General features: G+C 67.6%; 12 protein-coding genes and 2 pseudogenes. 4 read left to right on the plus strand and 10 right to left on the minus strand.

The features are described 5' to 3' along the window. Positions 1 to 300: pseudogene (locus ACZ7HQ_RS43480) on the plus strand (DDE-type integrase/transposase/recombinase); the annotation flags it as partial. A gap of 66 nt (positions 301 to 366) precedes the next feature. Here ACZ7HQ_RS43480 and ACZ7HQ_RS43485 read toward each other — a convergent pair. The 7 genes and pseudogenes from ACZ7HQ_RS43485 to ACZ7HQ_RS43515 all read right to left on the minus strand — a co-directional run. Continuing rightward, a pseudogene (locus ACZ7HQ_RS43485) lies at positions 367 to 1255 on the minus strand (IS1380 family transposase); the annotation flags it as partial. A gap of 126 nt (positions 1256 to 1381) precedes the next feature. Beyond that, positions 1382 to 1885 carry a hypothetical protein gene (locus ACZ7HQ_RS43490; protein ID WP_471002668.1) on the minus strand — a complete coding sequence of 168 codons (504 nt, stop codon included), beginning with the start codon at positions 1883 to 1885 and terminating at the stop codon, positions 1382 to 1384. 156 nt (positions 1886 to 2041) lie between these two features. After that, a complete protein-coding gene (locus ACZ7HQ_RS43495; protein ID WP_471002671.1) occupies positions 2042 to 2767 on the minus strand; it encodes a transposase in 726 nt (241 codons plus the stop codon). Positions 2768 to 2890: 123 nt separating this feature from the next. Then, on the minus strand, positions 2891 to 3112 hold the full coding sequence (locus ACZ7HQ_RS43500; protein WP_471002673.1) for a hypothetical protein: 222 nt from the start codon (positions 3110 to 3112) through the stop codon (positions 2891 to 2893). Between the two features lie 111 nt (positions 3113 to 3223). Further along, positions 3224 to 3493 carry a hypothetical protein gene (locus ACZ7HQ_RS43505; RefSeq protein WP_471002675.1) on the minus strand — a complete coding sequence of 90 codons (270 nt, stop codon included), beginning with the start codon at positions 3491 to 3493 and terminating at the stop codon, positions 3224 to 3226. 67 nt (positions 3494 to 3560) lie between these two features. Next, complete coding sequence (locus ACZ7HQ_RS43510; RefSeq protein ID WP_471002677.1) at positions 3561 to 3809, minus strand: hypothetical protein; 249 nt, start codon at positions 3807 to 3809, stop codon at positions 3561 to 3563. Positions 3810 to 4600: 791 nt separating this feature from the next. Then, positions 4601 to 4789 carry a hypothetical protein gene (locus ACZ7HQ_RS43515; protein WP_471002680.1) on the minus strand — a complete coding sequence of 63 codons (189 nt, stop codon included), beginning with the start codon at positions 4787 to 4789 and terminating at the stop codon, positions 4601 to 4603. A gap of 363 nt (positions 4790 to 5152) precedes the next feature. Between ACZ7HQ_RS43515 and ACZ7HQ_RS43520 the strand changes: the two genes are divergently transcribed. Beyond that, positions 5153 to 5710, plus strand: a complete 558-nt coding sequence (locus ACZ7HQ_RS43520; RefSeq protein ID WP_471002683.1) for a hypothetical protein — start codon at positions 5153 to 5155, stop codon at positions 5708 to 5710. 139 nt (positions 5711 to 5849) lie between these two features. Here ACZ7HQ_RS43520 and ACZ7HQ_RS43525 read toward each other — a convergent pair whose 3' ends face one another. Beyond that, entirely contained in the window at positions 5850 to 7166 is a 1317-nt protein-coding gene (locus ACZ7HQ_RS43525; RefSeq protein WP_471002686.1) for a helicase associated domain-containing protein, read from the minus strand. Positions 7167 to 7438: 272 nt separating this feature from the next. Here ACZ7HQ_RS43525 and ACZ7HQ_RS43530 point away from each other — a divergent pair, with 272 nt between their 5' ends. Further along, positions 7439 to 8572, plus strand: a complete 1134-nt coding sequence (locus ACZ7HQ_RS43530) for an AAA family ATPase (RefSeq protein ID WP_471002689.1) — start codon at positions 7439 to 7441, stop codon at positions 8570 to 8572. 52 nt (positions 8573 to 8624) lie between these two features. Continuing rightward, a complete protein-coding gene (locus tag ACZ7HQ_RS43535; RefSeq protein ID WP_471002692.1) occupies positions 8625 to 8795 on the plus strand; it encodes a hypothetical protein in 171 nt (56 codons plus the stop codon). 100 nt (positions 8796 to 8895) lie between these two features. Here the strand turns inward: ACZ7HQ_RS43535 and ACZ7HQ_RS43540 are convergent, their stop codons facing one another. Both ACZ7HQ_RS43540 and ACZ7HQ_RS43545 read right to left on the minus strand, forming a co-directional pair. Then, positions 8896 to 10266, minus strand: a complete 1371-nt coding sequence (locus tag ACZ7HQ_RS43540) for an AlbA family DNA-binding domain-containing protein (RefSeq protein ID WP_471002694.1) — start codon at positions 10264 to 10266, stop codon at positions 8896 to 8898. Between the two features lie 119 nt (positions 10267 to 10385). Further along, positions 10386 to 12887 (minus strand): helicase associated domain-containing protein, encoded by a 2502-nt coding sequence (locus tag ACZ7HQ_RS43545; RefSeq protein WP_471002697.1) that lies wholly within the window; start codon positions 12885 to 12887, stop codon positions 10386 to 10388. Positions 12888 to 13239: the final 352 nt, after the last annotated feature.

Below are 13239 nucleotides of genomic sequence, written 5' to 3' on the forward strand. Positions count from 1 at the left end.
CCGCAGCTACGGGGCGGCTCACCGTGGGGTGATGCCCTCCGTCGAGCATCGCAGCTCGAAATACCTGAACAACAGGGCAGAAAATTCGCATATCCCCACAAGGGAGCGCGAGCGGGGCATGAAGGGCTTCCGGAGCGTCGGCAGAGCCAGAAGTTCCTCGCCTCCTTCTCCCGAATCTCCGCGCACTTCCGGCCCCGTCGCCACCAGATGACCGCCCCCGACTACCGCACCGAGATGACCGAACGCCACACTGTCTGGCACACGATCACTGGAACGACATCCATGGACACGGCCAGCTGAAGCAGGCACCACGAGCACCACCGGCATACCCCAACACGCCTACCCCATCAGCAACTTGACAAGCCCGGTGTAGGGAATCTCGGCGACCTCCGCGTCGGAAATCCAGCGTTCCTCGTCCTTGTCCCAGATCGCCTTGGGGTACTTGATCGGTGTCCAGGCGTCCTCCCCGATGGTGGCGATGAGCTGGCGGGACCTTCTTGCGCTGGGCGACCGCGAGAGAGAAGCGGACCTTGTGGCGGCGGCAGGTAGCGACGACCTTGTGGGAGAAGAACGCGGAGTCGGCGCGGACGACGACCATACCGGTGGCGCCCATGGCCCGGACCTGCTTGATGGCCTCGGCGATCAGATGGGCGGCGCCCTTGGCGGAGCCGGCCGAGCCCTTCCGCAGCCGTTCCGCGACGATCACGGGGGCGGCGAGCGGGGTGGAGGCGACCGCGATCTGGAAGTGCAGGCCTCTCACCTTGGTATAGCCGTGTTCAGCGCCCTGCTTCGCGGCTCCGTAGACTTGCTTCACCTTGGAGTCGATGTCCAGGTAGACCACCTGGTCCGACCCGGGCAGCAGGTTGCAGTGCCCGGCCAGGCGGCAGGTGAATGCCCGGGCAGCAGACTGGAGTTGGCGTACGTGGCCCCAGGTGAACGCGCGCAGGAACGAGCCCAGGGTGGAGGGGGCGCGCATGCCGCCGAACGCCCTTGCCATCGCGCCGTGCCGCAGCACGGCGGTGTCGTCGATGCTGTCCGCTCCGGCGAGCATCGCCGCGACCAGCGACATCACCTCCGCGTCCGGCGCGGCCCCAGCCCCGTTGCGCGCCTGGTCCAAACGGACCCGCGCGCGGACCAGGGCAGGCAGGCCACACCGCTCGGCCAGGCGCACCGCTGGAGCAAGCCCACCGTGGGCGAGCAGGTTCGGGTCATCGAACGCGGCGAACGTCGCCGCGGGGCTGTGGGAGGATTTCACTTACGAGGTGCCTTGCTTGTTGGGCTGATGGTTGCGTAGGAACTCCCATCTTCCCAGTTCAGCAGGCACCTCTCTGCGTCAGCCCCTCCCGCAGCCGGTCACCGATCGGTGGATCCAGGCGAAACGTCAGGACCAAGAGCACTCCGTGTGAGGGGTCAGATGGTTTATAACCGGACCGTGCCCCCGATACATCTGCCCCTGCCTAAGTTCCTTCAGCTTCTGAGTGACTATCTTGATCTGCTTGTCCCTTGCGTACTGCAGAAATTCTTTTCGCCCGATGGCGTGACCATCACCGGCCTGGATTTGCCAGCCTTGCGCTTGAATGGCATCCCATTGCGTCCCGGTTTCTTCCGGGGAAGGGAAGAAACGCGGATTCAATGCGATGCTGTAATTAAATGCGGCGGGATAGGGGTCGAAATCATAGCCGGTGTCGCATTCATAGGCCCCGGCGGCGGCGTGAGGGTGTTCAGGATCCACGCCCATCTTGATGTTCAGGCCCCAATCGTCCTTCTTTATGGTACCGCCCAGACTCTCCGAGGGGTGGAGGAATTGGCGGCCCAGTTCTTTGTTCAAGTTATTGACAGCGGCCGTGATCTCGGCCTGCACGTACGCCGGGACCTGGGGGTCCACTGTGTAATCGTAATCGTAACTTAAAGTACGTTCCCACCGGTCCTTGTCGGGATCCCTGGGAGGTTCGAGCTCCCAGATATGGGGCGGTCGGTCACCCGGGCGGGGAACGTTGTGAGGTGAAGGGTTTGCGGCAGCTGGAGGCCTATTCACGGGGTTTCACCAGCCCTTTTTATAGAAGGTGAGGGCGGTGACGGTTTTGGCGACGAGGGGGAACTTGGCCAGGGGGCCGCGGTAGCGGGTCGCGAGGATCTTCCAGTCCTTCAGGTGTGCGATCGCTCGCTCGATGGCGGCGCGGAGGCTGCTGATGCTCCGGTTGTAGACCTTGTCGCCAGTGGGGCGTTGCTGACCAGGTGGTTTGCGTCTCGCGGTGAGCATGCCGGAGCCCACGTAGCCAAGATCGCCTATGCTCTGCCGTTCTGCGAAGGTCTCCGGGAAGTGGGACTGGCGCCAGGCGTACATGTCGTGGCGGGAGCCCGGGACAGGTTCGGACACCGCGAGCAGGTCTCCGGACAGCGTGGCGGCGACCTGCAGGTTGAAGCCGGTGTCGCGGTGCTTGCCGGAGAACATGGTGGTGCCTTCGCTCGCCCAGTCCCACGTGGCGACCAGGGTGCCGTCGATGAGCACGATCCGGCCGACTGAGGCTTCCACAGGATCAGGGACATGCCCAGCGAGGGCCTTCTCCACCACCGGAAGCAGCCACGTCCACCGCCGGGAAACAGTGGCCTGGCTGACACCGAACAGCTCCGCCGCCGCTTCCTGGACGGGGTTCTGCCGCAGTAGGAACAACACCAGGACCACCGACTTGTACAGGCCCAGCGACCACATCCGCGCCGGAGACACCGCAGGATCCGGGTCCTCCACGAGCGCCTGATGGACCCGCATCACCAGCCCGTCCAGTTGATCCTTGTCTAACCCTGCCGTAACGTTCCAGCTCAACGGCCCTGCCCCGGTTCACTTCTGACGTTTTCGCAGACATCAGACTACCGAGCAGGGCCGTCCTGATGATCAAGAAACCCGGCCCACACCACCCCGTGAATAAGCCTCCGTGTTCACGACCGCCTTGTGCTTCACGGGATAGAGCTGTGCTTGGTGGGCGGCCATTTCCTCCAGGACCATCCACGGCACAGCGACCCTGTGGTGCCCCGACTGACGCAGCTTCCGGATGATGTCCGCACGCAGTCCTTCGGGCGGCAGAAGGTTCACGGCATTCGTATCAAAGATGATCACTAGGCCTCCCCGTCTCATTGAGGAGGCAGTATCTCAACCGGCAGCGGAGCCGGATGACTATGGATGCGCACCGACCGCACCCGATGCGCATCCATCCGCACAGTGGTGCGGCTATCGGTGCAAAGCCACCACGGAGCCCACGGCCGCGCGGGCCCGCGCCACCTGCTCATCGCGCAGCTCCTGCAGAGCCTGGACGACGTCCGTCGGTGCGTCGGCGAGGACCTGGCCGCCGAAGTGGGCGATGGTGCGGGCGATCCCCGGCGCGGCAGCCGCGGGGGCGTGCGTGGCCCACTCGCGGATCTCGAGGACGCCGGCGTCGCGGAACCCGGGGCCATCCTGGACGACCCGCAGTGGGTGGAGTGGCGCGGCGGCCCTGCCCACGAGTTCAGCGCCGCCTGACGTCCGTGCCGCGGGGGCGGGCAGGAAGGGTCCTGCCCGCCCCCGCGGATCAGTCGATCAGGTTGTGCAGACCTACTGTGCAGCCCCCGGCCGCGATGACACCGGCGAGGACGGCCTTGGGGTAGGACTTTTCGGCGAAGAAGGTCAGCACGCCGACGCCGATGCCGCTGACGACGGCTATGAAGAGGATCAGCGCGGTGCGCTGCGACAAGAGCGCCGGCTTCCCGGCGGGGGCCGGTTCGGGCGTGCTGGGTGGATCAGGATGCGCGGACGCGGCGGAGTGCTGGTCCCGAGCCATCGGGATTCTCCTAGAAGGCGGAGGAGCAGAAACGGCGGGCACCTGCGTGGTGTCGTCCGCGGGGGTGTGCGCCGCGCGGTCGGCGGTCCTGCTGCGGCTCTCTGCCTGAGAGCGTCCCTGTGGGGTCTCGGCCCGGCGCAGGGTGGGCGTGTTCAGCGTAGCGGCGATCGGCTCGGGTGTTGCCCCGGGTGCCTGGCGGGTGGTCATCGGTACTGCCTCCGGCATGAGTTCGACATTGCGGGCGGGACAGTGACAGGGCTCAGGTGCTTGCGTCTCGTCCTGCCGGGCACGGCTTCCTTCACCCCGTAGGGCTGGAAGCCGGGACCCGGACAGCAGCGGCCGGGAAGAAAGATCCCGGGGCACGGCGAAGGCCCGGACGCCTGGTCCGGGCCTTGTGCTGTCGAAGGTCCTCTAGCGGGTCGAATGCCAGTAAGGAAGTTGGCAACCTTCCGTCTACTTGTGCTTTCCCCGGGAGCGGTTGGCGAGCCGGCCCGGATCGCGTACGGACGCCAAGGCCGGGGTACGCATGACGCGCCAGCTGGTGTGCGGTCGGACGAGAAGGTGGACCAGGACGACGACGGTCTGACCCACCGCGCCGCCCCACCCAGTTGCCGGCGAACCTCACCTGGTCCTCAGGGGAGTCGCCCGACCGCAGCCGCGGCCGAACCCGGCCCATCAGGAAACCACCACGAGCGCCGCGACAGTCACCGCCAGGACGTTCGCGCCTGTAGGCACGAGCGGCGCATCCCGATCACAGACAGCTGATCCATTGCCGACGCGGAACGGGGACCTCAGCGAGCGTGGAGCCAGACGCCGCCGTACGTCACGATGGCACCGCCGACGGCGGTCGCCGCGCCCCGGAGCAGATAGAGGCCGGCCTCGTTGCGCGCCCGCCGTACCCGCCTCGCCCATCGCGTCATTGAGGACCTGCTGTGGGGTTCCGGGACCGCCTCGTTGCCCGTACTCTCGCCCTTGGACATGAGCTTCTCCTTCGTCGGGGTTGTTCGGTCTTCTGCAGACGGCTCCCTGCCCACCAGGGGGCCGTCGCCGTTTCCGGTGACAGCCGTGCCGTGTCCACTCCTTGAGACGCATCCCGAATCTCAGGGTGAACTGCAACAACAAAAGCACCCCGAAATGGCCTCTGACCAGCGAAAACAGGGGTTTGTTCAATCGAGTTTCTACGTGCTGTAGATGGTCTAAGGCCAGTTGATATGAGTTCAGGTGAGGTCAAGAGGGGTCTGAGTGAGGTCATATGGGATCACATGGGTTCTCGTGTGGCGTGATACCAGGCGAGAATGAGCTTTCCTGTGTCTAACTGGGCTTGTTCGTGGCAGAGTTATCGGATGCCGCGAATGCTTCGAATGCCCGGTAAAGATGTGCTGCCGCCCGGTCCCAAGCGGGACCTCGTCGCCGAGCTCTATGTGCACTACCGGCTGGCAGCGCGTCCTCCGCTTCCGAAGATCGCGGCGCTCACCGGCACCGAGTCCAACCCTCATAAGGTGAGTAGGGAAACCATCCGGCGTCTGCTTACCGGGACAACGACCAGCCAATGGCCGGTCGTCGATGCCCTCTTGCTTGCTCTGTGCCAGCTGCAAGATCGGGATCCCGACGGCCGTCGCTGGCCGGAGCCGGAAGACAGCCGCTGGGACGAGAACGATCCGACGACTTGCCGCGAACATCTGCGCCGACTGTGGAACGACGACATTGACGGCCTCGAGCCGGACGAAGCACCGGCAACTCCACCCGCCGCGCCGGCGCCGGTGCCCCCGGCCCGGCAGGCTTCCGGCGGGTGGGGTGGTTCTGCATCGCCCCTGGCAGACGACCCATGGGCTACCAGTTTCCCGGTCCCGGTCAAGGCCCCTGCCCAACCAGGTGGCTACAGCGACGAACCTCCCTTCTGAGAAGAGTTCTCCCACTACCAAGGCCGCGCCCCTTCACGGACCTGATCGGCCGCCCAGTCGCCCAGGCGCCGCCACGGGCGCAACCGTCCAAGCAGATAGCCGGCCACGAGCGCGACGACAGCGGTGGCGACGACGCCCATCACGACCATCGCATGCCGATGGCGGACAGCTGTTCCACCCGCTCCGGGGACAGTGTCGCGGCCCGCGAGCGCTGGTTCCCGATCCACGCTCCGAGCCGCAGCTCTCGTTCCTCCTGGCACTCGCCGACGACGATTCGTTCGATGTGCTTGCGCGGCACCCGTAGGTGCCCCTCGCGCTCGTAGAACTGCCGGTCGGCCTGGTAGTTCATCGCCCACTTGTCGGCTTGGGTGCGGCGCGGCGGCGGCTTCTCGTCGTCGCCGGCGGGCTGGATGCCGAGGATGTGTTCGCACATCCACTGTTGGACGGTGGTGAGGTTGTCCCAGCCGAGCCGGACCGAGCGGACCCATCGTCCGAGGTCCTCGCCCTGGTGCACGACGTCGCCGGGCTTGGTCGGGAGCTGGCCGCCGGCCTCGAGGTGGAGCCGGACGAGGTGGAAGGCGCGCTGCCACTCCACCGGCCAGGCTGGGCACCAGGACGGGTCGATGTCCTCCAGCTGCTCGCGCCGACCCTCCGACAGTGCCCCGGCCGACGAGGCCACCGGCAGGCCCTCGGCACGCCGCTGCTCGATCTCGGCTGCCTTGCGGGCGGCAGCCCGCGCGTTCTTCAGCCAGATCCCCACCCGGTAGCCCTGGAAGGTGGCGTCCAGCGGGGCCAGGAGGTGCCCGTTTTCGGCGGCCCATCCGCGCGCTGCGGCGAGTCCTTCCTCCCATGCGACGTCGAAGTGCGACCACACCATGCCCAGCTTCTCCAGCTGTTCGATGCGGTCCTCGTCCATGTCGCCGCGGGCGTAGAATCTCCTGGCGTCGGCGATCCACTGCCCGAGCGGGAAGTTCGCGAGCGAGGCCGGCCACCCTTCGGCCTCCACCGCCTGGTCCTCCCCGCCGGGCACCCGGTACGTGAACGGGACCTTGAGGTCGCCGTGCTCGCGGGTGTAGATGACGGCGGCCTCGATGCCGCGCCGCCAGTGCTCGTGCTCGGGGTTGAGGACGCGCAGGTTGATGAACGCGGCCAACTGCGCCGGGTCACGCGGCGTGGAGAACTTCAGCAGCTTCCGTGCAGGCGCCGACGGGCCGGACCCTTCCCCCTCGCCGTCGCCTTCCTGGCCCTCCCTGCGGCTCTGGACGCCCCTGACGCGGCTTGGCGCCTGCTGCTGTGCCAGAGCCTCCACCACGCGGGCGTCGTGCGCCCTGAGCGCCTCCAGCAGCTTGGCCAGGCCGCCGAACGCCCGAGAGGTGAGCATGTTGTCCGCAGTCTCGCCCGGCCCGAGCAGGACCGGCACCACGAGCGAGGCGACCTTGCCCTCGCCCGGCTGCATGCGCAGTTGCGATGTGCCGGTTTGGTGTCAGTGGGTGGGTGTCAGTGACGGCATGCCAGGTCGGGATGTTTTTGTTGGTCGGGTGTTCGTGAAGGACGGCGTCAGTGTCATGAGGCGGTATCTGGCACGGGCACCGCTGTCATGGGGCGGTACACCCTGCCTTGTTCCGCTGTCATGGGAACGGCACTTCTGATCCTTCGAGGGCCGGGCGGCGGCACGGTGGTCGGCGTCGGGTTCGCGCGTCGGGAGGGTGTGGGGTGGGGGAGCCGGGCGTGTGGGGTGACGTGACGGCGGGGCTGATGGTGTCCAGGCCGGTGCTGGTCACGCGGCTGCTCGAGCTCGAGGCGGCCGGGGCGTTGACCACGGCGCACGTGCGGGCGGGCGCGCAGGTCGGTGGGGTGAATGTGCGCACGGTGTGGCGCTGGCTGGACGCGGCGCGGACGGAAGGCCGTGTGGAGCGCAGGCCGCGGGCCCGGCTGGAGTTGTCCGACCAGGCGTGGGAGGTGCTGGCGCAGGCGGGCGGGAACGTGTCGGTGCTGTACCGGCATTTGAAGGATGCCGGGGGAGAGGTGCCGTCGCTGGCGTCGCTGTACCGGGTGGTGCGCCGGGATCTGGAGGCCGGCAGGGTCTTGCCGGACCGTGCGGTGGTGCGGCGGGAGCGGGAGGAGCAGCGGACACGGCAGGCGCTGGCTGACCTCGCTCTGGCCGGGCCGCGCGAGGTCGGCGCGGTGAAGGCGGCGGTGCGTCGGCCGCCGCACCCCGCGCCGGCGGCGCTCGCGGTCCTGCCGTCGGGGGAGGGCGGTGCGGTGGCAGGTGTGGTGTTGCCGGCGGGAGCGCAGTTGGTGGGGACGTCGTCGATGCGGGCGGTGGCCGAGGCGGTCGGGCAGGCGATGGCGGTTCAGGGCGCGGTGTGTGTGTTCGGTGACCCGGGCCGGGGCAAGACCGTGGCCGTGCGGATGCCGCTCCACGAGGTCCCGCCGGGCTGGAGAGTGACGTGGGTGCCGGTGCCGGTGCGCCCGTCGGTGTCCGGCATGAGGCGGGCGGTGTTCGATGCTTTGGCGTTGCCGGGCCGTTTCCCGCACACGTCGGCGCTGGCTGACGCCGCGGTCGCGGGGGCTCTGGGTGAGGCGCGGGTGCTGGTGGTCGATGAGGCTCAGCGCCTGCCTGTGCCGTGCCTGGAGTACCTGCAGAGCCTGTGGGACGACCCCGGCACGAGGATCACGCTGGTGATGTGCGGGGCGGGCAGCGAGCGGGTGCTGGCCCGGCTGCCGCAGCTGGCGTCGCGGGTCGGCGCGTGGCAGGAGGTTCCGCGCCTGGCCGCAGCGGAAGTGGCGGCCGTGGTGACCGGCTTCCATCCGCTGTGGCTCACCGTCCCGGCCCAAGGGCCTTGCATCGACGCACAGTAACTTGCACTGGGCACTGATCTATACGGCCCGCGAGCCTGCAACACGACGGACCGTGCCTCGGTGGCCTCGTGCTGGTGGTGGCGCGGGCCAGCTCCTGGCCGTACGCGTGGCCGTCGTGCTGCGTACGAGTGCCGGCGCCCGGGTCTCGGTGGCAGGGTCGCGCATGCTGCGTCAGCTGGTGCGCGGCGCGGTGACGACGTGGACCAGGACGACGACGGCTTGACGGACCGCGCCGCCCCGCGCACGTACGCGCCGATGAACCCTATTGGTCCTCAGCCCAGCCGTCCGACCACAGCCACGGCTGCATTCGGTCGATCTTGACGCTAGAGCAGGCCGCGCTGGCGCGCCCATTGGCTGACGGCACCGGAGTGCCGCTGTGAGAACAGGTGGGGACGAAGTTCGCCGGAGCGCGTGATGAGCCCGGTCTCGGGATAGCCATATGCTTGGAGAAGCTCGTCCGCGAGTGCTGCGGTGGCCTGGAGGAGACCACGGCCGAGGTCTGCGAGGTCGTCCAGGAGAACGCCGGCATGTGCGGTGGCGTAGTTGCACGGCTCGGGCGCAAGGGGAAGTCGCCGCCCAGATCCCGGATCGACCCGGTCGACGCGGAAGGGCACAAGGTCAGGCCGATTCAGATCCAAGTATCTGGCTTGGGTTGGGTGCACAGCCATATCCGCTACCAGGGCGACGCGAGCGTGTGCAGGACCGCTGGCGGCTGCCCGGTCACGCGCATGGGCTGCCAGGAAGGGCAGTGCAGCCAGCAGCGGATACACAACTTCGCCGGGTTCTGCGGTGAGCATCTGTTCTTCTTCGTCCTCATCCAGAAGCACACGCGCATGTAGAGCGATGGCGATGCTGGCACTGCCGTCACGGTGCAGTTCGGCACGGGCGGAACGTCGTCCACTGCCTTCGGTCACGATGAGTCGTCGAGGACCGACACTGACCCGGCCGAAGTTGCGAGACCCCTGGCCGGGGAAAAGCTGTGTAGCCAAAAGCTCTCGCTCATAGCGAGCGAAACGATCGGAATCGATCACCATGTCGCCGGCCTGCTCAGGGACAAGTGTTGTGATCAGGTGCGGGGCGGTACGCGATACCAGCGCATCGACAATCTCCTCTTCGACGTAAGCCATGCGCTGGTCGCGCTCGGCAGCTGCCGTGAAGCGCGCACGGTATGCGGTGGCCACATCTGTCTCAGTAAGCCACTCGGTCTTGCTACCGCCGCGCCGGGGGTAGCGCAGGGCATCCGTGGTCAACCTGGTTGGTCGGGCGGTTACAGCGTGCGGACCATAGGGACTTCGTGGAACCGCGAGCAGGAGGAATCCGGTGCCCGAGGAGCCGGGCTTGGGGATAGGAATGGCGTCGTAGGGGACAGGCGGCGCTGTGCAGGCGGCGATGACCTGTCGGATGTGCCTCAGGTGAGCGTCGTCCAGATCTACGTCGAAGACTTTGCTCGGCACACCCCTGGCTTCCGCCATGCCGAGTACGAGAAGACCGCCGGTATGGTTGGCGAAGGCGGCGATGTCCTTGGCCAGTTCCTCCTTCCCACGGTCGTCAGTGGCGTAGTGCGCCTGTTTGTAGTCGAGATCCTCGTTCTCAGCCGCCTCGGCGTTGCCGACGAGGTTAGCGATCTCGCTGTAGGTCACGTTGTCGAGCCGCTTACCCAGAAGGCCTTCGATCCTGCCCAGTCGCGTCACCATGGCCAGACCCTACTGTTGCTCAGAACCCGCAACACGCAGGTCGATATCCAGTGCGGACAACAGGCCAGTCGAGCTTCGGCGTTGCCAGGCCAAATGCCTTTCATCCGCGACGCGTATGGCTATGCCCACCGCATGCCGATGGCGGACAGCTGCTCGCGCCGGCCCTCCGACAGGGTCGCCGCGCGTGAGCGCTGGTTGCTGATCCATGCCCCCAGTCGGAACTGCAGTTCCCATCCCTCGTCTGCGAGCACGGTCTCCACATGCTTGCGGGGGACGTTCAGGTGGCCCTCGCGTTCGTAGAACTGCTTGGCGGCCTCGTAGTTCATCGCCCACTTGTCGGCCTGCGTGCGGCGCGGCTGGGGCTTCTCGTCCGCGGTAGCGGGCTCGATCCCGAGGATGTGTTCGCACATCCACTGCTGGACGCCGGTGAGCTTGTCCCAACCGAAGCGCACTGCCTTGACCCACCGCCCGAGGTCCTCGCCCTGGCGTACGACGACGCCCGGCGCGGTGGGCAGCTCGCCGCCCTCCTCCAGGAGCAGCCGGACCAGGTGGAAGCAGCGCTGCCACTCCACCGGCCAGGCCGGACACCACGACGGGTCGATCTCCTCCAGTTGCTCGCGGCGCTCCTCCGACAAGGCGCCGGCCGACGACTGAACCGGCAGCCCCTCGGCACGCCGCTGCTCGATCTCCGCGGCCTTCCGAGCGGCGGCCCTGGCGTTCTTCAAAAAAATCCCGACCTTGGCCCCCTGGTACGTGGCATCGAGCGGGGCGAGCGCGTGCCCGTGTTCGGCGGCCCACCCTCGAACTGCAGCCAGGCCCTCCTCCCACGCGACATCGAAGTGCGACCACACCATGCCGAGCTTCTCCAGCTGCGCGACGCGGTCCTCATCCATGTCCCCGCGGGCGTAGAACCTTCGGGCGTCGGCGATCCATTGCCCCAGCGGAAACGCGGCGAGCGAGGCCGGCCACCCCTCGGCTTCCACCTCCTGGTCGTCGCCGCCGGGCACGCGGTGCGTGAACGGCACCTTGAGGTCCCCGTGCTCGCGGGCGTAGATGACAGCGGCCTCGATGCCGCGCCTCCAGTGCTCGTGCTCGGGGTTGAGGACCCGCAGGTTGATGAACGCCGCCAGCGCGGCCGGGTCACGCGGCGTGGAGAACTTCAGCAGCGCCTTCGCCGAAGTCGAAGTACCGCCCTCACCGGCGCCCTTCTCCTTGCCCTTCTCGCGCGTCTGGGCGCCCTTGGAGCGGCTTTGGGCCTGCTGTTGGGCCAACTGCTCGACAATGCGGGCGTCGTGCGCTCTGAGGGCCTCCAGCAGCTTCGCCAACCCGCCATACGCCCGGGAGGTGAGCATGTTGTCCGCCGTCTCCCCGGGCCCCAGCAGCACCGGCACCACGAGGCTGGCCATCTTGCCCTCGCCGGGCTGCATCCGCAGAGCCCGCCCCACGGCCTGGACCAGGTCCGGCATCGAGCCGCGCACGTCCGCGAAGTACACAGAGTCACAATTTCGGGTGTCCACCCCCTCGCCCAGCACCTTCACCGAGCTCAGGAAGCCCTTCTCCACCACGGTGCCATCCGTGGCGATCCCGTCGGCGAACTCCCCCAGAACCCGCCGCCGGTGGTTGGGCTTGTGGTCACCGGACAGCCAGTCCGCCCAGACCATACGCGGGTACAGCTCCGGGTCCGCGTCATGCAGCTGCGCGGCGATGTCGGGAAGGCCGGCCGCGAAAGCCTCGGCTTCCTTGACCACGTGGTGGAAGGTGAGGGTTCGACGGAAGCCCTCCTCCGAGGCCGCCTTCACCAACGCCGTCTGGAGCGCGGCGAGCCGGGCCCCACGCACCTGATCCGACCGCCCCTCGGCACCGAGCAGCATGGCGGCTTGGAGCTGCGTGTCGGTGACGTCCACGCACACCACCTGATACGGCGCACAGATTTCCCTGTCGATCGCCTCCGACAACGTCAGGGTGAAACACCTGCTGCCGAACGGGCCGTTGGGGTCGTCCTCCATCGAGGCCACCAGCTCGCCCGGCGCGCCCTGCTCGGAGTCCTCGTCCAGCTGCCACAGCCGGGGCGTGGCCGTCATGTACAGGCGACGCAGGGACGGGATCTTCTGGTTGTTGTGGACGACTGCCCAGGGCTTCCCGATCCGGCCGGAACAGCGGTGGGCTTCGTCCACGATGATCAGGTCCCAACCCGGGAGGCCGGCCTCGTGGGCGCGCTCCAGCGTGCCGAGTCCCAGGCTGGCGTACGTGGCGAACACGGTCACCTTGTCGAACGGCCGCACCCAGGAGACCAGCTCGTCCACGTCCGTGGTGTTGGGGAAGGACACCTGCTCCCCGCGCAGGGACGACACCCCGATCATCGGGCCCGTACGACCGCCCGCGCGCCAGGAGGCCTCGGTCTGGGCGAGCAGATCCAGCGAGGGCACGAGCACCAGGACCCGGCCCGCGTGGAGCTCCTCAGCGCTCCGGGTGGCCACGAGGCTCTTGCCGGATCCGGTCGCCATGATCACCTGAGTCCGGAGACCACCCTCCGGCACAAGAGATCTTGCAGGCAATTCGAGGGCGCGCAGTACCGCGTCCACGGCTTCTCGCTGGTGGGGGCGGAGTTCCATTGCCGCCATTTCGGTCTGCCTTCTCCTGTAGGCCGGTGGGGATTCCCACGTGGCAGGAAACAAGAAACCTGCACGTAGGCGATGTGCGAGCGGCTACGGTGAAGCCACCGGGACCGGATCGCTGGGACTGATCTGGTGTGAGGAAGCCTGATCCAAAAGGCCCGAGCCCTCTCAGTGGTGCTGCTAGCTGAGTCCAGAGTCTATCTCGTGCTTCAGAATGAAGCAGCACAACCGAGGAAATCCCCCCAAACGTGGCTCGATCCTGTTAGAGGTTGTCCCGTAAGCGATCTTGGAATTGCTGGGGGTGGGGTCGATGTCCGTCCCTTCCGTGTTCTATCCGGCGAGGGCGAGGTTGTGGAGG

The organism is Streptomyces sp. NPDC037290 (assembly GCF_055603245.1).